Origin of the sequence: Zooshikella sp. RANM57 (assembly GCF_050749885.1) — a bacterium.
Classification (GTDB): domain Bacteria; phylum Pseudomonadota; class Gammaproteobacteria; order Pseudomonadales; family Zooshikellaceae; genus Zooshikella.
On sequence record NZ_JBOIUB010000004.1, the window covers coordinates 1 to 25736 of the forward strand.

The 25736-nt window shown below is 38.5% G+C and carries 22 protein-coding genes and 1 rRNA gene; 13 read left to right on the forward strand and 10 right to left on the reverse strand.

The window, feature by feature from the left end; all coding sequences use genetic code 11:
* The first annotated feature begins 22 nt into the window (after positions 1–22).
* The 5 genes from rrf (at position 23) to ACQ96U_RS09795 (ending at position 4155) form a co-directional block, all read left to right on the forward strand.
* Positions 23–138, forward strand: a 5S ribosomal RNA gene (gene rrf, locus ACQ96U_RS09775).
* Positions 139–547: 409 nt separating this feature from the next.
* Entirely contained in the window at positions 548–2095 is a 1548-nt protein-coding gene (locus ACQ96U_RS09780) for a 2-isopropylmalate synthase (RefSeq protein WP_431721062.1), read from the forward strand.
* A gap of 13 nt (positions 2096–2108) precedes the next feature.
* Complete coding sequence (locus tag ACQ96U_RS09785) at positions 2109–2990, forward strand: hypothetical protein (protein ID WP_431721063.1); 882 nt, start codon at positions 2109–2111, stop codon at positions 2988–2990.
* A 25-nt stretch (positions 2991–3015) separates the two neighbouring features.
* Positions 3016–3486 carry a ribosomal protein S18-alanine N-acetyltransferase gene (gene rimI, locus ACQ96U_RS09790; protein ID WP_431721064.1) on the forward strand — a complete coding sequence of 157 codons (471 nt, stop codon included), beginning with the start codon at positions 3016–3018 and terminating at the stop codon, positions 3484–3486.
* Positions 3487–3489: 3 nt separating this feature from the next.
* Positions 3490–4155, forward strand: coding sequence for an energy-coupling factor ABC transporter permease (locus ACQ96U_RS09795; RefSeq protein WP_431721065.1), 666 nt, complete (start codon positions 3490–3492; stop codon positions 4153–4155).
* A 23-nt stretch (positions 4156–4178) separates the two neighbouring features.
* Here the strand turns inward: ACQ96U_RS09795 and ACQ96U_RS09800 are convergent, their stop codons facing one another.
* Together ACQ96U_RS09800 and ACQ96U_RS09805 are read right to left on the reverse strand one after the other, a co-directional pair.
* Positions 4179–4724, reverse strand: a complete 546-nt coding sequence (locus tag ACQ96U_RS09800) for a response regulator transcription factor (protein WP_431721066.1) — start codon at positions 4722–4724, stop codon at positions 4179–4181.
* A gap of 86 nt (positions 4725–4810) precedes the next feature.
* On the reverse strand, positions 4811–6082 hold the full coding sequence (locus ACQ96U_RS09805; protein WP_431721067.1) for an ATP-binding protein: 1272 nt from the start codon (positions 6080–6082) through the stop codon (positions 4811–4813).
* A gap of 643 nt (positions 6083–6725) precedes the next feature.
* Between ACQ96U_RS09805 and ACQ96U_RS09810 the strand changes: the two genes are divergently transcribed.
* Positions 6726–7910, forward strand: coding sequence for a restriction endonuclease (locus ACQ96U_RS09810; protein ID WP_431721068.1), 1185 nt, complete (start codon positions 6726–6728; stop codon positions 7908–7910).
* A 138-nt stretch (positions 7911–8048) separates the two neighbouring features.
* On the opposite strand, the gene ACQ96U_RS09815 is transcribed toward ACQ96U_RS09810, so the two are convergent.
* Together ACQ96U_RS09815 and ACQ96U_RS09820 are read right to left on the reverse strand one after the other, a co-directional pair.
* A complete protein-coding gene (locus ACQ96U_RS09815) occupies positions 8049–8600 on the reverse strand; it encodes a hypothetical protein (protein WP_431721069.1) in 552 nt (183 codons plus the stop codon).
* A 235-nt stretch (positions 8601–8835) separates the two neighbouring features.
* Positions 8836–9636, reverse strand: a complete 801-nt coding sequence (locus ACQ96U_RS09820) for an FG-GAP repeat domain-containing protein (protein ID WP_431721070.1) — start codon at positions 9634–9636, stop codon at positions 8836–8838.
* Between the two features lie 586 nt (positions 9637–10222).
* Between ACQ96U_RS09820 and ACQ96U_RS09825 the strand changes: the two genes are divergently transcribed.
* Positions 10223–11809: a peptide chain release factor 3 gene (locus ACQ96U_RS09825; protein ID WP_431721071.1), complete on the forward strand. Its 1587-nt coding sequence runs from the start codon at positions 10223–10225 to the stop codon at positions 11807–11809.
* An 88-nt stretch (positions 11810–11897) separates the two neighbouring features.
* Here ACQ96U_RS09825 and ACQ96U_RS09830 read toward each other — a convergent pair whose 3' ends face one another.
* The 5 genes from ACQ96U_RS09830 to ppk2 form a co-directional block, all read right to left on the reverse strand.
* Positions 11898–12677, reverse strand: coding sequence for a substrate-binding periplasmic protein (locus ACQ96U_RS09830; protein WP_431721072.1), 780 nt, complete (start codon positions 12675–12677; stop codon positions 11898–11900).
* A gap of 274 nt (positions 12678–12951) precedes the next feature.
* A complete protein-coding gene (locus ACQ96U_RS09835) occupies positions 12952–13446 on the reverse strand; it encodes a copper chaperone PCu(A)C (protein WP_431721073.1) in 495 nt (164 codons plus the stop codon).
* A 25-nt stretch (positions 13447–13471) separates the two neighbouring features.
* Positions 13472–14089, reverse strand: coding sequence for an SCO family protein (locus tag ACQ96U_RS09840; RefSeq protein ID WP_431721074.1), 618 nt, complete (start codon positions 14087–14089; stop codon positions 13472–13474).
* Positions 14079–14573 (reverse strand): hypothetical protein, encoded by a 495-nt coding sequence (locus ACQ96U_RS09845; RefSeq protein ID WP_431721075.1) that lies wholly within the window; start codon positions 14571–14573, stop codon positions 14079–14081. The genes ACQ96U_RS09840 and ACQ96U_RS09845 overlap by 11 nt, the downstream gene beginning before the upstream one ends.
* A 247-nt stretch (positions 14574–14820) precedes the next feature.
* Positions 14821–15687, reverse strand: coding sequence for a polyphosphate kinase 2 (gene ppk2 / locus ACQ96U_RS09850; RefSeq protein ID WP_431721076.1), 867 nt, complete (start codon positions 15685–15687; stop codon positions 14821–14823).
* A gap of 172 nt (positions 15688–15859) precedes the next feature.
* Here ppk2 and ACQ96U_RS09855 point away from each other — a divergent pair, with 172 nt between their 5' ends.
* The 5 genes from ACQ96U_RS09855 (at position 15860) to ACQ96U_RS09875 (ending at position 21888) form a co-directional block, all read left to right on the forward strand.
* The gene (locus ACQ96U_RS09855) at positions 15860–17701 is read left to right on the forward strand and encodes a Na/Pi cotransporter family protein (protein WP_431721077.1); all 1842 of its coding nucleotides are present in this window, start codon (positions 15860–15862) and stop codon (positions 17699–17701) included.
* 45 nt (positions 17702–17746) lie between these two features.
* Complete coding sequence (locus tag ACQ96U_RS09860) at positions 17747–18010, forward strand: hypothetical protein (protein ID WP_431721078.1); 264 nt, start codon at positions 17747–17749, stop codon at positions 18008–18010.
* Positions 18011–18137: 127 nt separating this feature from the next.
* The gene (locus ACQ96U_RS09865) at positions 18138–18926 is read left to right on the forward strand and encodes a TatD family hydrolase (protein WP_431721079.1); all 789 of its coding nucleotides are present in this window, start codon (positions 18138–18140) and stop codon (positions 18924–18926) included.
* 927 nt (positions 18927–19853) lie between these two features.
* A complete protein-coding gene (locus ACQ96U_RS09870; RefSeq protein WP_431721457.1) occupies positions 19854–21065 on the forward strand; it encodes a Bcr/CflA family efflux MFS transporter in 1212 nt (403 codons plus the stop codon).
* Positions 21066–21228: 163 nt separating this feature from the next.
* The gene (locus tag ACQ96U_RS09875; RefSeq protein ID WP_431721080.1) at positions 21229–21888 is read left to right on the forward strand and encodes a hypothetical protein; all 660 of its coding nucleotides are present in this window, start codon (positions 21229–21231) and stop codon (positions 21886–21888) included.
* A gap of 97 nt (positions 21889–21985) precedes the next feature.
* On the opposite strand, the gene ACQ96U_RS09880 is transcribed toward ACQ96U_RS09875, so the two are convergent.
* Positions 21986–22378, reverse strand: coding sequence for a hypothetical protein (locus ACQ96U_RS09880; protein WP_431721081.1), 393 nt, complete (start codon positions 22376–22378; stop codon positions 21986–21988).
* Positions 22379–24260: 1882 nt separating this feature from the next.
* Between ACQ96U_RS09880 and yiaY the strand changes: the two genes are divergently transcribed.
* Positions 24261–25412, forward strand: coding sequence for an L-threonine dehydrogenase (gene yiaY / locus ACQ96U_RS09885; protein WP_431721082.1), 1152 nt, complete (start codon positions 24261–24263; stop codon positions 25410–25412).
* Positions 25413–25736: the final 324 nt, after the last annotated feature.

Sequence of the window (25736 nt, forward strand, 5' to 3'; positions counted from 1 at the left end):
ACGATTCTGCTAAAGGTTTATGCTTGACGACGATAGCGAGTGGGCACCACCTGATTCCATCCCGAACTCAGAAGTGAAACTGCTCAGCGCCGATGGTAGTGTGGCGTTTCGCCATGTGAGAGTAGGAGATCGTCAAGCGCTTATTGGAAGCCCTGGTACTGTTGTGCCGGGGCTTTTTACTTTAGGGATTTTGCTTAGTAATAACATTTATTTGATCATTACTTCGTACTAATAAGCCTCAATTATCTTGGCTGTGTCCTAAATAAGACGTTTAAAAAAGCTAATCGGCGCTTGTGTAAGCAAGGTTGAGCGGATATAGTTACTAGCACTTACTAAAATATAAATAATTGCTAAGACTAAAAAATCGCTGATTAAAGATGTGTAATAAAGCTAAAACAACAGTGATGTTTCGTGACTTAAAGAATAGTTACCATCCTGCATTTCTTACCCTCCTCCTCCTGCCTTAGGGCAGAAATATATTATTCCATAAAAAAATCCTTTCAGAACTATACCTATTAGCTTGAGCTTTAGTTTGGAGTGTTTTGCTATGAGCGAAAACCGGGTCATTATATTTGATACAACATTGAGGGATGGAGAGCAGAGTCCTGGAGCATCAATGACGCGTGATGAAAAACTGCGTATTGCCAGAGCTTTGGAGAAAATGAGGGTTGATGTTATTGAAGCTGGCTTTGCTATGGCGAGTCCTGGTGATTTCGAGTCAGTGAAAAATATTGCTGGCCATATTAAAGATAGTACTATTTGCAGCTTAGCTAGAGCATTAGATGCTGATATTGATCGAGCCGCAGAGGCACTAAAATCAGCAAACTCCGCTCGTATTCATACGTTTATTGCAACATCGCCAATTCATATGCAGTACAAGCTACGTATGACACCTGAACAAGTGATCGATCAAGCTATCCATGCTGTTAAACATGCAAGAAACTATGTTGAGGACGTAGAGTTTTCTTGTGAAGATGCGGGGCGTTCAGAATTAGACTTTCTTTGTCGTATTATTGAAGCAGCAATTAGCGCTGGTGCTAAGACAATTAATATTCCTGATACTGTGGGATATGCTATTCCTCATCAGTTTTCTGAGACAATTTTACAGCTGCTTAATCGAATTCCTAATGCTGATAAAGCAGTATTTTCGGTGCATTGCCATAATGACTTAGGGTTAGCTGTCGCTAATTCACTGGCAGCAATTGCCAGTGGTGCTAGACAGGTGGAATGTACTATTAATGGTTTGGGAGAGCGTGCAGGTAACGCTTCATTAGAAGAAATAGTTATGGCAATAAAAACACGCCATGATTTACTAAATGTTGATACTCATGTTGATACGACACAGATCGTACCTACTTCTAGATTGGTATCAAGCATTACTGGCTTTACCGTACAGCCAAATAAAGCCATTGTCGGGGCTAATGCGTTTGCCCATGAAGCAGGTATTCACCAGGATGGTGTGTTGAAGCACCGTGAAACTTATGAAATTATGCGTGCCGAGGATGTTGGCTGGAATGCAAATAAAATGGTTTTAGGTAAGCATTCTGGTCGTAATGCATTCCGGGCAAGGTTAGTTGAGTTAGGAATAGAGTTTGAGTCTGAGGCTGAATTAGCAGTTGCCTTTGGCAAGTTTAAGGAGCTGGCTGACAAGAAGCATGAAATCTATGATGAAGACTTACAAGCACTAGTTAGCGATACACAGCATTCTGAGCTGGTTGAAAAGTATCGATTAATTTCTTTGGAAGCATACTCAAAAACAGGAGAAACACCTGTAGCTCATGTCACGCTTGAGGTTGATGGTGGTGAGCGTACTGCTTCTGAACAGGGAGATGGTCCTGTAGATGCGATATTTAAGGCAATTGAAAAAATGGTCAGCTCAAATGCAAATCTACAGTTGTACTCAGTAAATGCGATTACAGGAGGTACCGACTCTCAAGGGGAGGTTACCGTTCGCTTAGAGCGTGACGGCCGTATTGTTAATGGCTCAGGAGCAGATACTGATATCGTTATTGCTTCAGCTAAAGCTTACATTAATGCGTTAAATTTAATTACATCAGATGTTTATCGGGCTCATCCTCAAGCAGCTGATGTTTAAGAGGTAATATAGTGTGATTGAACAGCAGCGTCAGGAGTACTTAAAAGCGATGGGAATTACCTCATGGTATTCTCGTTATTCTTTGGCTCGTGCGCTGCCTTCAAACCCTTTGTTATGGGCTGATGCCTCCCCATCAAGTAAAGCTCAAATAGACGCTGCTGTTACAGAGACTATTGAATCTTATGAGGGAGCCAGCACTACAACAAGTTTGCCAAACCTGCACGGCTTATTACATACACCTAATAACCGCGAAGAAAAACATCCCATACAAAAACAGACTGCAGTCTTAAGTCAGCAGCTGAAGTCTGCAATAAATACAGAAGATAACCCTTCTCTAAATGTAAAAAATACGACGCAGGTTGAGTCGAAAAATAAAGTTACGGATACGTCTTCAGCGCAGTCAACTGCAAAGGTCAGTAAACAACCCGTTCCTACCTTTCGGCTGGCAATTTGTACTTGTGAGGATGCACTGATTATTACTGACTTACCTTATTCATCCAGAGAAGGTTTTACTCAAAATCATCAGAATTTATTGATGAATATGCTTTCTGCATTAAATTGGTCTCCATCTTTACAGAATATAAACATCTTTAGCTGGCCTTTTACTCATCAACAAATGATTGATCAGCACCAACAAATTGCGCTTGATGCTCTTTCTCGTTATTTAGTTTGCCATTACCAGTTTAGTGATTGCTCAAATGTTTTATTACTAGGGCGGGATGCCGCTGAGTATACCTTAAATAAAAATAAGCCTTTTGAGCAGCTAAGAGGTTTGCAAAAATCGAGTAATGGTAAGCAGCGTATCGTCGTAACTCATAGTGTTGATGAACTACTAAAAATTCCTCAATATAAACGTGAGACATGGGCTGACTTAGTCACGTTGTTAGCAGAATAATAAAAGTTTTGGGGTTAAATACTCAGTGTCAAAGCAAGAAATTGAACTCGTTGTGCAGCCAATGACAATGGATAATTTGGATGCTGTATTAGGTAACGAAACAGCTGCTTATTCTCACCCATGGACCAGAGGGATTTTCCTGGATTGTTTGCAATCTGGCTATCACTGTAATGTGCTGTATTCACAGGAAAAAATTATTGGTCATAGTGTTTTAATGACGGTAGTTGATGAAGCGCACTTGTTAAACATTACAATAGCACCTTGTTTTCAGGGGCGAGGTTTAGGGCGTTATTTACTCGATATTCTCATAAATCATGCAAAACATTTAAATGCAACAACGATGTTTCTTGAAGTCCGTGAGTCTAATAACGTAGCAATTACGTTGTACCAACGAGTTGGGTTTAATGAAGTAGGAATACGAAAAGATTACTATCCATTAATGAAAGGGCGTGAGAATGCAGTGTTAATGGCATTACCATTAACTACAGGCGATTAAAAAATGTCACTGCACTCAACGCTACTGACATTTCATCAATTATGGTTAGGCATTGCGATTTATAGTGGATTTTTAATAGTCGCGATTATCGCTATGCCCTGGCGACAATGGTTGCAAAATAATACTTGGCAGCAGGTCACCTTTGCATCCTCAGTTGCTTTACTCCTGCTGTGGCTGATTCATAAAGATTTAATACCAGGATTAAGCTTTCATTTTCTGGGAATGGTTGCTTATACCCTAGTGGTTGGGTGGCCATTAGCATTAATAGGCGCGGCGATTGTACAGCTCTTACTTACTACTGTTGGCATAACGGATGTCGTGAGTATTGGTGTAAACAGTATATTAATGGCTGTAATTCCCATTTTGGCGACACAGCTAACGTTACAATGGGTAGAGGCGCGTAAGCCTAGAAATGTTTTTGTTTTTATATTTATTGTGTCGTTTATCCCTGCGCTAGTATCAACACTTGTTGTATTAGCTTTAGCGTTATTCCTGATGATTTGGGCGGGTAATCAGCTTCCTTTTGGTATTGGGTGGGAGCTTTTGGCTTTTGCGCCATTAATTATGCTGCCTGAAGCTTTTATCAATGGGATGATAATTTCTGGATTGGTTGTTTATTATCCACAATGGGTAATAACGTTTAACGAAAAGCGTTATTATCATAAATAACGCCATAATACCTTCTTCTAAAATTACTCACGAACAGGACGTTTTTGAAGTTTCCGCTGTAATGTTCGGCGGTGCATGCCTAACTGGCGAGCGGTGGCTGAAATATTACCTTGATTGGCAGTCAGTACCTGTTGAATATGTTCCCATTCAAGCCGGTCTACAGACATTGGGCGCTCTTTAACAGGTTGTTCTGGATTGGCTGCTTTGCACAATAATGCAGATATGATTTCATCTGCGTTTGCTGGCTTGCAAAGATAGTTACTTGCTCCCAACTTTATGGCCTCAACAGCCGTCGCAATACTAGCATAACCCGTTAAAATAACGATTTTCATTTCAGGGTTACATGCTCTGAGCGATTCAATGAGGGTCAGTCCTGAAGGTCCCTCCATTTTCAAGTCAACAACAGCAAAATCAGGTTTGTGTTTGAGCAATAGTGATTCAGCTTTAGGTACATTGTCAGCTGTTATAACATCAAACCCTCGTTTACGCATAGCACGAGCAAGTACTTGTAAAAACGTAAAATCATCATCAACTAATAACATCTTTGGTGGGGTTTCATTTGTTAACATGTTGACCTCAAAATCACTCTGACTTATCTCCCTTTTGGGAAAGGGAGTATGCTCATTGTTCACTTCTTTATTTTATAGGGTACTGACTAGTTATCAGAAATTAGTGGTAGGCGTATATCAGTCAGTGTGCCGCCACTTGGGACATTAAATAAATGAACAGTCCCTCCTAAGCGGCTAATTGTGGCCTTACTCAGGGATAAGCCTAAACCCAACCCAGTTGACTTTGTTGATATAAATGGCTTGCCCAGCTGTTCGGCTATTTCTAACGATATTCCTGGTCCATTATCGAAAAGCTGGATGCTAACCATTTGGTCAGTTTTGCATATTTGAATGTTGACTTTAGATGCACCTGCCTGTTGTGCATTATCTATCAAATTCAAAAAAGCCTGGTATAGCGCTAGGTCACATTCTATTTGGTTTTCTTCAATGGCGTTGATGAATTGTACGGAAATTGGGAATGAAGGTTTTAGTAGCTGGTATTGATCAATAAGATGCTGACAAAACTCCGAAAGACTAACAATGTTTTTTTGTTGGCTTGCTTCAGCCGCATTCACAAGGTTTTTTAGAAGGCTTCGACAATGATTTACTTGTTGTTCTAAGCACTGTAGGTCGTGATGAAGTTCTACGTTTTGGGTGTGTTCATTCAGTAACTCATGAAGAAGTACAGATATTGTCGAAAGTGGTGTACCAAACTCATGAGCTGTTCCTGCTGCAAATGTGGCTACAGTCATTAGCTGCTCATTATGCAGGTCTTCTTCTCTCTTTTGGCTAAGCATTTCATGCTGAAGTGCTACTGTTTTTGACATTTTTACAATGAAGTATGTGACAAGTAAGGCACTGAACATAAAATTTATCCACATGCCGGTGATGTGAAGGTTGACCATACTGATCTGACCTTTTTCCAGAAAAGGAACAGGAATAGCTATAGGCAATGGCTGGTAAAAGAATAAGAGCCCACTATAAGCAGCAATACTGATGATTGTAACTGTCCATGTGTAGAGCCAAGGTAAAATGGCTGATGAAATAATAATGGGTATCAAGTAATAAAAAACAAAAGGGTTACTGGCTCCACCGCTAAAGTACAACAAAATTGAAAAGCTGATGATGTCAAAGAGTAGTTGGGCAAAAAATTCTCGCTCGGTAACAGGTAACTGCTGGTAAGTACGAATCCAGGTGAGCAATGTGACAATAGATACAACCAGCATGGTTGAGCCTAATGTCCAGCCATCGAGGATCACTTTAGCCCAAAGCATATATGCTAAAGAAATACTTTGGCCACACAGTGCTAGAACTCGGATAAAGCAAAGGCGACGGAGGTTTTGTCGAGAGGGTGAAAATGAGAAAGGCTTATCAAACATAGGCTCATCAGTATTGTAAGTTGAGTTTGTTTGATTATTGTGAGGCAAAAAAAAAAGGCAGGCTAATTTAATTTGCCTGCCAATAGAACCTTATGAGCATGTAAACCAGGGGTGAGCGATTATCGCCAAAACCGCTCACTGATCACAACCCTATATAAATCGCCTAGCACAGAGTTGTGAGGGTTTAACAACATGTGAACGAGGCTAATGTTACATGGCTGAAGCAACAATGTGTATGCGACACAGTGTCGCACCAAAGAATGGCCGGTTTGTGGGTTGCTCTGAAGTATTTTTAAGCAGGTTGTTTGGCTAGCGAGAGTAAGTATGTTGAAGAGCGCTTATCCACAAAATCAGTACTGCTGTTGAAGAAATATACAGACAAACATTTATGATCTAACCTAAATAGGCAGGCAACATAAGCAACCATGTTTGTGAATGATGCTATAGCCAGTAGTAATAGCAGGTTATTATGTTGTCTGCTTTCTTTGCCTCCTTACTTTTTTATCTTTATTTTAATCTTCGTCACTCGCTCTTTAAAAAAAGTATGTGCTTGCTTCATATGAAGGGAGCAGATGTTTCGTTGTGGTTTTTATTGTAACATTTGTTTTTTTAAACATGCATATACTTATAGTGACGGCTGTAAATGACGTATAAAGTTCGCACGCCTTTATTTCCACTTTATCACAATGTGCGCTCACTAATGGGAGCGGTCACTGGTGTAGAAAAAAGACGCGTCATACAGCTTAATAACGCTATTAAAGAACAAACGGGAAGCCCTCAACGTACCGTTGACTGGGGTGATCCTGATAGTTGGATTGTCGATCTATTGGCGGGGGATTCCGCTGGGTTAGCCTTGAGGGTTTGGCATTTTGGTGATCCGCCCTTAAATCCAAGACATATGTATGGTGCTTATCTATTTATCAATAATTATGGATTACTCAAACCTGATCTGGATGGTAAATATCAAATAACAGCGAAAGGAGATGCTTTTTTAGCAGAACAGTCAGATATTCTTCAGGAATTAGATGGTGCTGAAGGGCTGTTGTATATTCTTGAACTATTATCTGTTAAAGAAAAAGCTAAAACCAGTGAATTACTGACAGACTGGCATATCTATTTACAGCAAGTATCGAAAAATAACACTCAAAGTACAGCAAAAGATGCACTACGACGTCGGTTGCAAAATTTAGTTGAACGAAAACTGATTGAGCGAGCTGGTAATTATTATCATATCGTAAAGCTGGGGCGTGATTGGTTATCTAACAGTCTGCCTGCACAACAGGATGATCCAACTCGTGAAGTGCTTGCGGCCTTAACTGCATATAACGTAAAGCAAAAAGAAGCATTGCATCATGCATTGTGCCAGATGACCCCGCTGCAATTTGAACGGCTAATTGCAGAACTGTTGGAGGTAATGGGTTATCAAGATGTCGAATTAACAAAACCTTCTGGGGATTTAGGGGTTGATGTTGTTGCTAATGTACAAGTGGGTATTACCACGGTCCGAGAGGTTGTTCAAGTAAAGCGTATGGCACATACAACACTGACTCGGCCATTTATAGATCAGTTACGTGGGGCGCTGCCTTATCATAAGGCAATACGAGGCACATTAATCACCCTTGGTCGGTTTGCAAAAAGCTGTGCTGAAGCAGCACTGTTTCCTGGTGCTTCACCGATCACTCTTATCGATGGTGAGCGGCTAATAGAATTGCTAATTGCTCATGAGGTGGGGATCCGAAAACGTAGTATTGAAATGCTTGAAGTGGATTTTACATTTGTCGTGGAACATGAAGAACACAGGATTCAGCAGTATGAGTCTACAGATTAAACTTATTGTTGCGCACAAATCTATAAGTATGTACCTTCAGCTGGAGAAGGTACACAACTAATGTCTTATAATGAGGAAAACACAAGCGCCTAGTATTCCCTAATGCAAGTTAACTTTGTGTTTCCGCTCAATTAAGGATTACATGGGCGTGTTCACTAATTCAAAACTCCGAGGTCCCATGATAGTCATATCTGTCCACTTAATAATGCCCGCGTTTTTAGCAAAGTAAATGCTACCTAATCCTGCATCATAGCAACGGTGTGGGCCAGAGAAAAAGCTGATTTCTGTCACATCAGTAAATGTACCTGCTGCGGTAGACATTTTTTTATGATGTTGTTTTATAACCGTTCCTGCAGCACAGAGAGCACCACTGTAACTGTTGGTTGAACCCACTTCTTGCGAAAAGTCTACATAGAGTTTAGCTTTTTGATTTTCCTCATCCCAAACATAAAGCTTGCCATCTTGCTCAGGACGGAGCCAGACTTTTCCTAACCCTGGAAAACCATTATATAAATACCAGCCATCAGCTTCACGCTCTATAGAAGCACTAGAATGCTGTCCTGTATAGGATAAATCAACATATTCCATTTTTTTGCCAGCAAAAGCAGGTAGATAACTGTCAGCTTGGCTTAAAGCAGGTGTTAAAAGAGTAGCAAGAATAATAGGCGTTAGTTTCATTGATTTAATCATTATATTCCCCCAAATTGTAATCCATTATTTGTTGTCGTGACGTAACTATACGACATATGTATTATTATAGTTTGATTTATGTCAAAATGTAATAGTCTAATAGTAGGCAGAAAAATGTGGTTATAGGTCGAATTACTTTCTTAAATAACGATATGCTTAATTAAGAGACTGTTCACTGAAGTTACTTAGTTACCTTGAGCGGATAAAGCCCAAGGTATTTTGTGGGGGAATGATGTTAATTGCATCTAAAGCTGATTCTATTCACTGAAATATGATCAGGTGTTAGTGGTTTTTGGTCTTTTGTTATTATCTGAAAAGCTAATTTATCATTTATATCATTAAGCGTTGAAACATCAATTTTTGCTACAAAAACAAATGTAGCATTTGGTTCTATTTCGGTATCAATGGGTCCATACTGGAAGTCAAAAGGTGGTTTTTCTCTATCTGGAATTGACCATATATTAGGTGTTATTTCATTCGAAAATACAAGATTGTTGCTTGATATATTAGTAAAGATTACTTGCACAGAGATCCTCTCTACATCTTTAAAGGCATCAGTTGTAAACCAGTGTTTATCACTATTAAGCGTCGTAGGACAAACTGGATCAGGAGATGGGTCAGAAGGTAGTGGATCTGATGAAAAACCACCATTAGCTTGACCTGTATAGACAAGAATTAACTTATTACCTCTTGGTGAGTGTAAAATAAGTACCTTATCTGCAAGTCCATCGCTTGTTACATCTGCAATCGATTGGTGGCTATTAGCTGCGTTAAACCCAGTAATTTCAGGAATATGAGTGATGCCTTCTTTGGCAAAATAGCCTGTACCGGTACCTAAGTAGGTAACTGATATCCCCTTTTTTTTGATTGAAACTAAATCATTAGCGGTATCGCCATTTACATCAGCCAGCAAAAAGTCTTCTGGGGGTGGTGGTTCATCAAGTAACGATAATGTATTCGTTTGACTCCATGAGAGAGGAGTTATTAAAAACGTAAGTAAAACAATTTGCGATATATAGGATGAGAAAATTTTCATTTGTTATCCTTAACAATAAATTCCATTGAAACTGTGTATGTGGCTAATAATTGAAAATGTAGTCTTATTTTAACAGCGGGTAATAGCAAAACTACTCGCTAAATAATAACACGAGATATTGGGTTGGTTATGTAGAATTTTACTCTAAGAAATTTCTTGATTATTAACTATCTAAATAAAATTATGAACTTGGCTAATTGGCATACTTTTGTTTTTAATTGTTTGTTTTTAGTAAAGGGTTACGGGGTAGAGGTAATTTAATTTATTACAGAGCTTTTTGACAAGTATCATGAAATATTAGCAGTTTAGTTTAGCGTTTATTAATCAGGTGAGTAAGTTAGATGTTAGGTGCTAGACAGAGAGGATTCTCGTTTGAGGTTGGATGTTTATAGCCTATTTTATTTTTGTGGCATTTGTATAACTGTACTTCAGGGTATTACGTGATAGGAACAATAAATAGGATGGTTACTGTTTCCCCATAGGCACTTGAATGAAAGACCGCTATAATAGTCGGCTTTATGATGCTCTTGCATTTTGACTTACGAGCAGCTGAGTACCAAACAGCGTCCAACGTGAAGATTTAACTATGTCGAACACACAGTTTGTTGATGAAGTAAAGCGCAGAAGAACTTTCGCAATTATTTCTCACCCTGATGCCGGTAAAACTACCATTACGGAAAAACTACTGCTGTTTGGAAATGCTATCCAGCTGGCAGGAACGGTGAAAGGTAAGAAAGGTACCCGAATGGCAACCTCTGACTGGATGAGTATGGAGCAGCAGCGGGGAATCTCTATTACAACATCCGTTATGCAGTTCCCATACCATGATCGAGTTGTTAACCTGCTGGATACTCCAGGACACGAAGACTTCTCAGAAGATACCTACCGCACGTTGACTGCAGTTGACTCCGTGTTGATGGTTATTGATGGTGCCAAAGGGGTTGAGGATAGAACCATAAAGCTGATGGATGTTTGTCGGTTGCGTGATACCCCTATCTTTACCTTTATCAATAAAATGGACCGAGAAGTACGTGAGCAAATTGAGGTGCTGGATGAAATTGAAAGCATACTGAAGATCCAATGTGCTCCGATAACCTGGCCTATTGGTATGGGGAAAAACTTCAAAGGTGTGTACAACTTGTATACAGATACAATCCATGTATATACGCCTGGACAGGGAAGTCGAATTCCAGATGATATTCAAATCAAAGGGTTAGAAAGTGATGAAGCAAAAGCTGCCCTAGGGGACCTGTTGGATGATCTGATTGATGAGATAGAGCTGGTTAAGGGTGCAAGTCATGAGTTTGATTTGGATGCTTATTTAGCAGGAAAAATGACGCCAGTGTTTTTTGGTACGGCATTGGCGAATTTTGGTGTAAGAGAAATGCTCGATGATTTTGTTGAGTGGGCACCTGCACCACAGCCAAGATCAACAAATGTGGAAGAGGTTGATCCATACTCTGATACATTTTCTGGCTTTGTGTTTAAAATCCAGGCCAATATGGACCCTAAGCATCGCGATAGAATTGCTTTTATGCGGGTTTGTTCTGGTAAATACACCAAAGGGATGAAGATGCGCCATGTGCGTATTGGTAAAGACGTAAAAATCTCCGACGCAGTAACATTTTTGGCCGGTGATCGTGAGAACGTAGAAGAAGCAATTTCAGGTGATATTATTGGATTGCACAATCATGGAACTATTCAGATTGGTGATACGTTTACTGTCGGCGATCATTGCAAATATACGGGTATACCACACTTTGCGCCTGAGCTGTTTAAACGCGTTCGACTTAAAGATCCACTTAAGTTGAAACAGTTACAAAAAGGCTTACAACAGCTTTCTGAGGAAGGTGCTACACAGCTTTTTATGCCATTGAATAATAATGATCTTATCCTTGGAGCGGTAGGTATTTTGCAGTTTGAAGTGGTTGCCCATCGTCTACGGGAAGAATACAAAGTAGAATGTATTTATGAGCCAGTTAATGTAAATACAGCACGTTGGGTAGAATGTGATGACCCGAAAAAGTTGGAAGAATTTAAACGAAAAGCAGCAGATAACTTATCGATTGATGGCGGTGGTTTCTTAACGTATTTAGCGCCAACGCGCGTTAACTTATCTTTAACAGAAGAGCGTTGGCCTGACGTGCGTTTTAGAACAACAAGAGAACACTAAGATAGTTATCATTTAACCCCAGTCTCTGCTAAAAGAGAGACTGGGGTTAGCAAATGGTAAATGAAGATATTTTGGAGACTGTAAAAGGTTACTTCGTAAAATTTTTAATTATTTCGTCTATTTTTCCATCTTTTTTTAGTTGCTCAAGTTGTGTATGGTATTTTCCTTTAAAGTCATTTAGGAATTTATACTTTTCAGAGTTTTTAGTAAAACCAAGATAACCAAAGTTTCCACTTACTGTAGCACCTCGTGTAACACCACTTCCTGAGTATTTTCCGGCTTTTTTCAAATTGCCCAGCTCCCATTCAATAGATAATGCGTCATTGATATAACAATCAATACGTTTATTAATAAGTTTAAGTAGATTTTTTGAATTGCCTTTGGTTTCACTGAGTTTGATTTTTCCTTCATAAACAGCTTGCTTAAATTTATCCCCACCAATTTCAAAGCCTGAATTTCGGCCAATATTTAAACCATAGTAATCTTCAGGCCAAATTGGTTTAGGCTTACTTAATACTTTATCTATGCAATAGACTGCTACTTCTTCAGAAAGGATAGGCATTGAGTATTCCATGTAAGGCCGTCCTGCGTGTTTATAAGGTGGATATAACGCAAATGATTCTCCATCTTCCATCATTTTTAATCCACGCTTCCAAGGAACACCTTCAATGGTCACTTTATAATCTGGCATTGCATCAAAGACAGCTCGGAGAATATCTGTGTAAATACCAGTCATTTTACCATCTTTTTTATAAGAGTAAGGAGGATAGTCCTCATCGGCAATTACAGTGACAGACTCAGCAGCTATGACTAGATTGGCTAATACCAAATTACCCACTAATGTTATGAAGGCTATAAATTTATGCATGACAGTTCATTCCTTTTTTAGAAAATGTAGGTCTTTAGAGTTTTAGTCCAGACAAGCTCATTCGTAAAGTGCTGATAATTTTTTGAGTGATCATTTAACAGGTGATAAAAAAAGTGTTAGAGATCCAAAGAAAAATTAGTTTTAGTGAGTCTTTAAAAAAAACAGAGGTGGTAGTGGAATGTTGGGGCGGAGGGAAGCTCCTATCGTGAATTAAAAGAATAACACACGATAGGAGAGTGGCTGTTTTTGATAGGGGATAATACGGTCTTAATTGCTATTTTTGGACATGTTTCATATCGCCTCTAGAGTTAGGCGTTTTCATGATAGTGGCATCCACTGTCAGTTGTTCGCCATTGCTAAAGGTTAATTTCAGGGTTGTTTTATTGCCTTCGTTGCTAGGTTTATTTAACCCTAAAAACATAATATGCAAACCGCCAGGCTTAAGATGGGTGCTGCCTTCAGCGGGAATCATGATTTCCTTTTGCTGAATCATTTTCATCACGCCTTCAGCCATTTTACTCAAATGCAGCTCAACATTTTTCGCAAGTGGACTTTCAGCCTTTATAAGACTGACAGGTTGTTTGCTATGGTTGTGGATTTGCATATAACCTGCAGTGTTTTGGGCTGTTGATGGCATAGCGCGTACGTATACATCACTTACGGTGATTGCTTGTTCTGCAGTGGCACTGTAACTGAGCAAAGTCAGTGCGAGTGTAAGACCAGTACTTATTAAGTTTTTACGAGTGGTTGACGATAGGTTGATGCTCATGTTTCCCTCTTATTACTCTATCTTTTTAGTTGTCGTTGAGTAGTGATCGTAATGCTTTAACGAGCACATCCGCTGGAACTGTATGAGGCATGACATGACGAAGGATGCCTTGCTTATCAATTAAATAAAAGTTTGAGCTATGGTCTAACGTATATTGCAATGCGGATCCATCACTGGGTTTACGCTGATAAATGACATGGTACTGGTTGGCCACATTGTTAATCACTGTGGAGTTATCGCTTAGCCCTTTAAAGTCTGAAAAGAAAAATTGAGCATAAGTGTTAACCACCTCCGTTGAATCCCGCTCGGGGTCAAGAGTAATCATTAACCCTTGAATTTGTGCTTGCTCACTGGTTGTGAGCTGCTTTACTGCATTAGCCAGTTGACTCATACCCGTTGGACAAACATCAGGACATGAGGTGTAACCGAAATAAATGGCAACAGCTTGTTTATGTCTAAAAGATGAAAGTGAAATGGAAGACGGGTCTGAATGCAGTGTAAAGTCAGGAGCGTGTTCACCTAACATAAGGTTAGTGGGTGAGGAGGGTACAGAATCAGTATTAAAAAACTGAAAATATGCCGTAATAATGATGGCAAGGACGAGAAAACACTGTGCAGTAAGGACTATTTTTTTAGGTGTCATTTGGGGTGATTAAATCAATAAGAATTTGGTGTATACCTTTTGCTGTGTGTAGTCTTAGGTCTGCCTGCCATTGCATATTGGGATCAATGGTGCAATAACTAAGCGTTACGTTACCTTTAAACTGCTTTGGTGCCACCTGCTTTAGCTTAATTGGCATTAGCCCCATATTCATTGTCTTACCAATCAACTGCAGCGTGACAAAATCTTGGGCTGAAGCCTGGCTAAGCGTTATGTTAAATGTTATTGGCTTATCGTAAGGCAGTGATACCGGCATAACCTGTAACTGCTCAAATACAGGTGATGACTGATTTAATAAGCAAGGCTCAGTGGTGAGTTGGCAGTGTTGGCTCGCTGTGCTGACAAAAGGGGTATTGTCTTGCAAAAACCAACGAGGTAGTACAATAACTGCTAACAGTATTAAGCCTAAAACGACCAGTGATGTACTTGAGCGTTCTGCTGAAAGCCATTTAGATACGATAATCATTTTCAACGCCGATTATAGAAGTATTAGTAATAATAAACAGCTGTTAAGGTGCGACATATTGTCACACTTGCTTTGTTGGGAGCAATAGAAAACATATGGGGTAGACAGGGCTTAACAGGCTACGTACAGGCCTTAACTTAACCATGATGTTTATATGGTTAAAGGCTGTATTAAAAGCTTTAAGCAAGTCGTTAATATGAACATATGGTTGGTGAAAGCGGGAATAACATGTTGAAAAGACTAAACATTAGTATACTTCTGGGATGAATGTTTGTTCGTGATACGGACGTCGTACGTACTTTATACTTTCTTCTGGTTCAGGCAGTTTTATTTTTTTAGGAAGCACATCTTTGTATTCGATGATACTTAATAAGTGAGCAATACAGTTCAAGCGCGCACGTTTTTTATCGTCAGCATCCACAACATACCAAGGCGCTTGTTTGATATCCGTGTAGGCAAACATTTTATCTTTCGCTTCAGAGTAGTTATGGTAAAGACGCCTAGACTCCAGGTCCATACTACTCAATTTCCAGCGTTTTAAAGGGTCATTGATTCTTGCTTCAAAACGTTTACGTTGTTCTTCCTCACTTACTGAAAACCAATATTTAATGAGGATAATACCTGATCTGACGAGCATTCGTTCAAATTCCGGACAAGAGCGACTAAACTCAATGAGTTCATGCTCATCACAAAAACCCATGACACTCTCAACACCTAACCGATTATACCAGCTCCGATCAAAGAGGACGATTTCGCCACCAGCAGGTAGATGTGCGACATAACGTTGAAAATACCACTGTGTGCGTTCTCGTTCAGTTGGGGTTGGAAGTGCTGCAACTCGGCAAATTCGTGGACTTAGGAATTCAGTGATACGTTTGATAACACCACCTTTACCCGCAGCATCGCGACCTTCAAAGATAACGACAATTTTAAGATGCTTTTGTTTTACCCATTCCTGCAGTTTGACTAACTCTATTTGAAGCTTCCTTAATTCCCGTTCGTAGCGACGTTTTACCTTTTGTTTTTCCGTCTTTGTCATAACTTGGGAATCGGTAATTCCACGATAAATAGCTTTTTTACTCTTGATTGGTTTGCTGTGCTTTGGGTCAACCACCAGTCTGTCTCCCAAGCTATTGATTCTTGATAGTGTTAATACCAATCATTAAGTTATGGGTATATATAATCAATGACTGGACATGTTCAATTTTATGCCATATATGAAATAGTAGTGAGCCTATTAAAAAAATAGCATTTCAGAATACTATTGGGTGAGAAACCATCATTTAATGCTAAAAAAAATTTTATTACCCACCATTCTTATTTTACTTGCCTATGGTTTTTGGATAAGTCCTGACTTTAAGGTTGTTTCTGCTGGAGTCGCTGTTTTCTTATTGGGGATGATTTTTTTAGAGCAAGGATTTAAGGCTTTTACGGGAGGTATTTTAGAAAAGATACTCCATTTTTCTACAAATAAAATGTGGAAAAGTTTGACATTTGGCATCATTTCAACTTCGTTACTTCAGTCAAGCTCTTTAGTTTCCGTAATTGCAATATCATTTTTAAGTGCCGGATTAATTGGTTTGAGCCAAGGGATAGGTATCATTTTTGGTGCAAATTTAGGTACCACGACAGGGGCTTGGTTGGTAGCTGCATTTGGATTAAAAGTCAATATTGGTAGCTATGCGATGCCTTTACTTGTATTTGGGTTAGTATTCCAGTTTGATAAAAACAAAGCATTGCAAGGTATTGGTAATGTTCTAATTGGAATTGGCCTTTTATTTTTAGGTATTCATTATATGAAGGAGGGATTTGAAGCTTTTCGAGACAGTGTAGATTTATCTCAGTATGCAATGACGGGTATATCGGGCCTGTTGTTTTATACATTAATTGGAATTATTGCAACGGTGGTTATGCAGTCAAGCCATGCCACGTTGATTTTAATTATTACCGCATTAGCCTCTCACCAGGTCAGTTATGAAAACTCTCTCGCTGTTGCTATTGGAGCTAATGTAGGTACAACGATTACAGCTATACTGGGTGCATTGAGTGCCAATATTCAGGGCAAACGTTTGGCTGCTGCACACTTAGTATTTAATGTTTTAACAGGGTCAATAGCTTTATTATTTATAGAACAGATGGTTTGGGTTGTAGGATATTTTTCAAGTATTATTGGTATTGATTCAAACAACTACACTCTGCAATTAGCGCTTTTTCACTCACTTTTTAATACCGTTGGAATTCTTGTATTACTGCCATTTGTAGGTCATTTAGTAAAGATGCTGGTGAGGTTGTTGCCTGATTATAAAGCTGGCGGGGTGTCAATCAACACGAAAGATACAAGCATACATCGTGCAAGGTATTTAAGTGAAATTTCACTTAATTACCCTGAAACGGCTATTCAGGCTATGGTAAAAGAGTCCGTTCACTTATTTCAAAATGCTTATCAGATTGTGTCTTTAGGTGTCTTTGTGAGAGCCTTTGAAATTAAAAAAACAAAAGAGTTAAAAGAGTTATTAAACCTTGAAACTGAGCTGGTTACGGTGAGTATTGATGAATTATATCAGCGTTATATCAAAGGCGTTTATGCTGATATTTTGCGTTATGGTAGTCAAATTGAATCAGGACTTAGTCTTGAGCAAAGTACACAAGTATTTTCTCTGAAACTTGCTTGTAGAAAAATAGTTGATGCTATTAAAGATATAAAACATCTTCACAAAAATTTAGCAAACTATGTAAAATCAGAAGATGACGTAGTAAGAGAACAATATGATTTATTGAGGTTACGTGTCATCATTATTTTGAAACAAATTTATGAGCTTAGATTATTATCAGATGCCGATGACTTGACCACAAAAACAGATTTAATAAAGTTAGCTATTGCCAAGCAGGATATTGGTAGTAATGGTGCGCTGGAACAGTTGATACGAATGCGTCGAATTGATCCTTTAGTTGCAAGTTCTCTGATTAATGATAGCGGTTATGTTCACTCCATTTGTAACAATCTTGTGGATAGTGTTATTGGTATCTTTCGCCGTGCAACAGGTGATATTATTCAGGCTGAACAAGAAATGGAGCTTGATCAGGATGAACTCATGGCAATCCTTAAAAAGCATAAGGGGCCTCGTTAGCAGTATTGTTTATTTTTACATGATTTAACTCACTTAAGCTTCTTTATGAAAGAAAAATTAATTAGACGTTTAAATAAGGTTAAGGCTTTTTTGGATAGTTCTTATGCTGAGCAGAAGGAGCAGGCAAATTCTATAAAAAAAGTATTAAAAAAACTGAAACAAAAACAAAAATCTTTAGAAAAAGAGTTAGATGATGAAAAAAGTAAAAGCCGTCGAGCAGAGCTTCAGGACGAAATTGCTATTATCAAAGAACGGCGTAAGAAAGGCATACAGGCATTACAAGATCTGAATGGTAAACCGTCAGAGTAGGTTCTACCCTCTGAGTATGATCTTGCCTATTATTATTTAGAAAAGATATAACACATCAAAATAGCTGAAAGTTAGCTATACTAGTCGGCTATATCGCCGTATTTCATGTCAAAGGAGCCACCTTGTCGTGTATTTTGATAGTCATTGTCACCTTGATTTCGAAGCCTTTGATCAAGATCGTACGGAGCTGTTAGAGCAATGTGCTGAACAGCAGGTAACCAATATTTTTATCCCAACCATTACTCAAGCTAATTGGGCCAAGCTACTGGGTTTGCTACGTTTAATTCCTGGGCAGCAAACGGGAGTAGACTGTGTGGGTGGACTTGGTTTACATCCATACTTCTTGGCTCAACACATGGAGCAACACTTATTAGAACTCGATAGTTTATTGGCGCAACAACACCCGGGCATTGTTGCTGTTGGTGAAATTGGCCTTGATTACATGTTAAAAGAACTGGATGTTGACTGTCAGGTTCATTATTTTCTAGAGCAGGTTAAGCTAGCTGAGAAGCACAACTTGCCTGTAGTCATGCATGCACGAAAGTCCTTTGACCAATTAACGAAAATACTGCGGGACAACCCGGTATCAAAAAAAGGTATTGTTCATGCGTTTGCGGGAAGTAGCCAACAAGCTCACCGACTGATTGAGATGGGATTTAAGCTAGGCTTTGGGGGGGCTGTTACATTTGACCGTGCAACCAAGCTGAGAACGTTAGTTAAAACGTTACCCGTGGAGTCTTTAGTATTAGAAACTGATGCACCCAATATGCCTCCAGATTTTGCACGAGAAGAGAGGAATTCACCTTTAAACCTGCCCAAAATAGCTTCAGTTATTGCTGATATTCGAGGTGTCTCTGAAGAAAATCTAGCTGAAATATGTGCTCAAAACTCAAAAGAAGTTTTTGGTCTTTTGTAGCAATTGTTCATATATTAATCTTTGATTGTGTATGCCTTCATTGGTTGCTGTGGTCTGAGGCTATAGGTATATGGTTAAAAATAGTCCAGTTGGGTATAGGCCCCATTCACAATGAATATGTGTCTGGGGCCTATGTGCTGGGAGTGCGGGAGTTTGTTGTAGAACTCTGAATATGTATTGGTTTACTGTGTATGGCGTTCTTGCCAGAAAATGCGAAAAAGTAAATAAACAGCGTACGGTATGAGCAATAAACCAAGCAGGTTTTGAAATTCGGCGTAAAGTGCAAACATAGTGCTCACCTATATCTTAACTTACATAACTATAAGTATAACGTATAAAAAACGAGTTATGACAGTTCATTGAATATATTCTGTTAGGTTGACTTCATTTGGCATTAGGTGATCACTTTGTAGTGAGAAAGCAGGCTAACTGAAGGCTAGGCTCGTTAATAGAATGTATCAGGTGTATAGTAGAGAGACACAGTAAACATTATACTCTCTAAAAATATGTGGGAATATCCAATTTTATTAAGATATTCAATGTCTTAGTGGTTTTTTTTGTATGTAAAAACGAAAGCGCTAGTCACCTGCTGAACAGTATAAACTAAAGTGTTGATAGTTGATTACCTTTTATACTTAAATAAAAGAGTATTTTGATCTGTTGTTTGAATACTATATTGGCTTGCAAGTTAATTTAGCAATCTTTTTCAAGAAAATGAAAATGTGAGTAAGAAATAAATGGAACCTCAAGTTTTGCAATTGAGTTTTCTGTCTAATGGCTAACCAGTAAGTAAGTGTTCTCCACAATATATGTTTTATGATGAGTATACATTCAATATCCATCGAGAAAGCATTCTTGATTTAAACTGTTGTATACTTTGTATGATTGTTTTCTCTGATTTTTTACTCCTAGAGCACCATAAATGATATCTCATGTAGTAGGAGCTTTTCGTTGAGCCAAAATACGTCACAACCTTATTTGATTCCACTGTTAGCGTTACTTGCAGCTTTTCCTCCAATAGCAACAGATATGTATTTACCGGCTATGGAGTTACTACAAAACACCTGGCAGGCTTCTTTGACAGGCATTAATTTGACACTAGTATTATTTTTTACTTTTTTTAGTCTTTTTCTGTTGATTTACGGGCCGTTATCAGACCGGTTTGGTCGACGACCCATTTTAATAAATGGAATCAGTATCTATATTATTGGATCACTTTTATGTGCATTTTCAACTTCCCTTAATCAATTAATTGTTTTTCGTTGCTTACAGGCTATTGGTGCGGCTAGTGCTTCTGTTGTTGCTTTAGCTATCAGTAAAGATGTTTATCAAGGCAAAAAACGAGAACAAGTGTTAGCTTATATCACTATGATCATGGCGATAGCCCCAATTGTTTCACCTATGATTGGGGCAGTCATGGTAGATTATATGACTTGGCCTTGGCTCTTTATCTCACAAGCTTTACTTGGGGGGATCGCACTATATGGGTGTATTAAACTGAAAGAGACTGCTAATCAACTGCTATTAACATCAGCACGTGATGTATTGATTAGCTATGTTAAATTATTGAAAAATAGCTGGTTTCGTCAACATAACTGGATGCAGATGTGTAGTATTTTGCCTATGTTTGCATTTATTGGAGCCTCTCCTGCGATCTATATGGATCAATTTGAGGTTTCTGCCCAGATGTATAGCTTATTGTTCGCTTTGAATGCATTTGGATTAATGGCAGGGGCGTTCGTTTTTTCTAAACTAAGAAATTACTTAGCACCAAGGTATTTGATGTTAATTGGAAAAATAGGAATATTGTTAGCCTCCTTGGCTATGTTTTTATTGGCTGATGATGCTGTTTTACAGGATTTTGTTCTTTGTATGCTCGTTATAACATTTTCTATTGGTGTGATGCGTCCTGTAACGAATAGCCAAGCGCTAGAGGGAGTAAAACAGTTTGCGGGTACGGCCTCTGCCATCCTTAGTTTTTCGACTTTTGTTGGCGCTGCCTGTGCAATGTATCTTGTATCCCTGGGAAGTGTATTATCTCCTTGGCAGTGGGTTGCAGTGATAGGGATGCTAGGAGGCGTTTTTAGCCTTTGGTGTTGGTTAATGACGGCTTCTGCAGCTAAACAGTACGTGTCGTGAGTTCTAATATTGCAAAGTGTTTAGAGTATCCATCGGGTATTGAATAATAAAGTTGCTAGACGAGCACTGTTTGGCGGAATTGATACCAAAAAAATTATTAAATGGTATGTGTATAGTGTTTAACAGAGTGTAAAGTACTCGTTGTAAACAGGATACTTCATAAATGAGAAGAGTTTATCAACTATTATTTGTTGTTGCTTATTCGGTTCTCGCTACTGCGTGCTCATTAACACCTAGCCATGATGACTTAAGTCCTCAATGTCGTGGTGTTGCGTGTGGTGAAGTAGCAACGCGGGAGAGTTTGACCAGCACAAGCTTAACCAGAGGCTTGTCAGGCAAGGTTAGTATTGGGCCTTACCATTTTAAAGTACCTGCCCAAGGAAAAGCTTATCAGAAACGTAAGGGAAGAATACAAATTGTATTTCCCGATAAGTCGGGTATTCTTTTCAATATAATGTATGCCGGGGACTTTAACTTAGAGCACTATGATCATGCATTTGACGAAAGCCAGTATGCTGTCACAGACTATCCGGTGATCATGTTTATGAAGCGTGATAGAGAGCCTGAGCCAGAAAACATTTATGACAGGTATATCTGGCGCTTAGCATTAAACAATAAGGGTGATATGCTTCGTGAGCAGTTTTATTATTTCCAAGTGAATCAAAATATAACAACATACTTTGGCAGTACTAATATTGGTCCAATCAGTCAAGTTGCATTTATTGCTGATAAGCGATATCCAGGGCAACTGTTAAAAGTGCTTGGTTACCAGTTAGAAATGGAAACGTTTAAAAGCATTTTAGCTTCGATGGTTGCTAAGTAAGGGAGATGGGAAAGGCAAAATGGAATAACATTTGAATTAAACAGTAAATTAGGCGCGCAAGAAATAAGATGAACGCGCGCCGCAAAGCAAGTAGAAGCTAGATCATTTCCTTTGGTACTTGGTAATTTATCTTACGTTTCTGGTCTTTCATAGGAATTTCATCAGCGAGCTTAGCTGTAGCTTCACAATAAGCGGCACCTACTAAATGTCTTACTTTTGATTTTTCTGCTTCAAACCAATCATCTGAGATTTCTAGCTCAACTTCATTAAACTGATAGAAGTCTGTGTTTTTAGGGTCTTCTACTAAAAAGCAGAAAAGCCGGCAGTCATCAATCTCTGGCTTTAAGCCTTTATTCGTTAATGCTTCCAACATATTGCGAAATGCTGGGTCTGCATCTGGGTTGCTTCGAATAACTTTACCTTGATGGATATTAATGGCTAATTTTGCATCACGACTGTTACGAGCACGTAAACATAAATATTTTTTCATCTAACACTCACTTAAAAGACTTATTTGACCCAATAATGATCTTAGTTTTTTCAGCCATTGAGCGGAAAATTAAACCATATAGATTAACACTGAATAGCACATCACCGGTGTTTATTTTAATAGTGGTTTAAATGAAAACTGCTAATTAATCCTGGCCGAGTTACTTACAACAATTAAAAAACTAAAATATGAATACAAATTTACTTATTCTGTGTACGGTAAGTAGCTAAATAAAGCATAATGCTCAAGTTATTTTTACCTTTTACCACACACAAGTATACCCACTTCAAAAGCTCCTCAAGATACAGTTATCATTTAGCAATACCTTTTGAGATACTTGTCTATTTAAGCTCTCATCACTGTGTTGCCTTACAACAATACCTAAAGATCCTTTGTAGCGGGTATAAGACACTGGTTTACTAAAATTAGGCCGTTTGATTTCAGAAGTTTCTGAAAGTTAAGCTATTATCCTCAGCTATAGGTTTAGCTGGGAGGAAAGTATATTCATACGACCAAACCAAATTGTTATATTGGTTATACGTAGTACCAATAACTACTCAGTGTCTTGGGTTATTATGTTATGCAAGCTGCAACATACCTTGTGTTACACACACTGTCAATGACAACTACTCGTCATATACACAAGCTACTGCTAATGAAATGACCAAGCAGAAATACGATTGTAGAGTAGCAGAGTATCTGAGTCGTTGTCAGTGCTTAGCAACCTTGCTTATTACAACAACATAACCCTTTGAATGATTAAGTGTGTACTCTACCTGAGTTCATGGGCTTTGGTCAACCTTTGCAATAGCTTGTGGCGACAGAATAAGTCTATACTAACAATATTAACACTGGTTACTTATTGATGCCAATTCAATTTGCTAACAGTATATCCTTTGTGAATGATTTTTAGGATGTATTGTCGTCATTCTTTATTTTTGTCACTAATTATCTATACATCCCTGCCACGCATAACTTAGTGGTCTTACTAACGTTATTAATTGTAATGGTTACTGGGTATCTGTTCTTATCAGACAAATCCCGCTAAAACCTTCTATGTGCCTATATTTTAAAGTACTGTTGTGATCAATATAAGCAAAGGGAGTGAGTATTTAGATCAGAATTCAGGAACTAATGTTTAAGAAAGCTATTCACTCTGAATAACTCAAGAACTATATTTCTGAACTCTTCTCCCTAAACCCTCAAAAGACTTAATGGTAAATTTAATTGTTAAAAGTAAGTGAGCATTATCCTACACTATTATGGCTAAAGCAAAATCTTCGTAGATGGGGTGATTTTCTCATGGCTGAGACTGGTTAGTAGCCTATGAGACTTAACATGGTTGATATCTTTTTAATTTTACAATAGAAATTTATGGCAATAGCTTACTTGTTTAATCAATAGCTTTTATGTCTCAGGTTTAGTACGATTTACGTTGATATTGTTAAGTTTCAATACACTAATATACCGGTATTAATAGCTGACTTGGATGTTAAGGTCGTTTATTCAATAAACAAAATATTCAATGAGTTTTAGATTGGTTGGCATATTAATCGAGGTAAGAAATTAATGCTAAGTCAAAAGTAAACACTTAGCACTATGCCTTTCTACAATAATACTTATTACGCCGTCCTCTGCCTTTTTTTGTATAGCCAGAGCATGGTGCAAAGACTAATCATGATCTTTGTGTGTTGTAAATAATTTATTATTTTTAGTGAGCGTCTTAAGCAGCCTATTTTAGCTGGTTGTTGTTTGTCGTCTTTGGTGCACAAAAGACATTGCTTAATGGTTTCAGCATTGAGTTTAATCAATAAATTAATAAGACAAAACACGTATTTTACATAAGGATTCTAAAACTATAGTTTAAGCAGAGAGGGTTATAATGGCAGCTTTTCAGTTTTATATGCCTACAGTCAATTACATGGGATTTGGCTGTTTGCAAGAAGCAGTAATAGATATTGCCAGTCGAGATTTCAAAAAAGCATTACTGGTTACGGATCAGGGGCTTTTAAAAGCAGGCCTTGTGGATAAAGTAACTGCATTGTTCTCACAGCATGGTTTGCAAACCGTTGTATATGATAAAACACGACCTAACCCAAACATTACTAATGTTAAAGAAGGGCTTCAGTTATTACAAGACAATCAATGTGACTTTGTAATCTCTCTGGGTGGTGGGTCACCTCATGATTGTGCTAAAGGTATAGCACTGGTAGCAACCAATGGTGGAGAGATTAAAGATTATGAAGGGGTGAATAAGTCTGCTAAACCACAACTTCCTCTTGTTGCTATCAATACAACGGCAGGGACTGCAAGTGAAATTACTCGGTTTAGTATTATTACTAACGAGCTCACCCATATTAAAATGGCTATTGTGGATAAACACACAACCCCAATCATTTCTGTCAATGATTCTGAGTTGATGATGGGGATGCCGACAGCATTGACTGCGGCCACAGGAATGGATGCGTTAACCCATGCAGTTGAAGCTTATGTGTCTACTATTGCAACACCTGTTACTGATGCGTGTGCACTTAAAGCCATTGAGTTAATTAGTCAACACTTACGCAATGCTGTTGCTGATGGCCAGAATAAAGATGCTAGAGAAGGTATGGCTTATGCACAATTATTGGCAGGAATGGCATTTAATAACGCAAGCTTAGGCTATGTTCATGCAATGGCACACCAACTGGGTGGTTTTTATGATCTTCCTCATGGTGTTTGTAATGCAGTTCTTCTGCCTCATGTCCAGGTATACAATAGTCAAATCTGTCCAGAGCGACTAAAAGATGTTGCGAAAGCTATGGGTTGTGATGTCCAAGGTCTTGCTGATGATGAAGCTGCTGCATGTGCGATAGCAGCAATGAAAAACCTTGCAGCTGATGTCTGTATTCCTGCAGGTTTGACAGAATTAGGTGTAAAAGAGGAAGACTTAGCGACACTGGCTGATAATGCGTTAAAAGACGCTTGTGGTTTAACTAATCCAAAACAAGCAACTCATGAAGAGATTGTTGAAATTTTTAAAGCTGCGATGTAGTTACTGACTTCAATAGAATAGGTGGTCTCGTATACTGCTTTGTTAAAGAGACCTATTAACCATACCCCAGCAACTTATAGCGATATTGTCGTTGTAGGTTGCTGGGGTTGTTTGTTATTTTGCGTGCTTCTTTCCCCCTTTTTAGAACAGCTTAAAATGAGCAAACTGTCTTTTGGTTGTTACTGACTCCGTCAGATACAGTTCTTTATTCTCCAAGTCCTTCTATTCATTCTATCCCTCGCACAATCTGACTTCACTTGGTTAACGGTGATAAAAGGAAGTTAGCCATGTGTTAAGGCAATGCTATGAAAATAAAATTGTAAG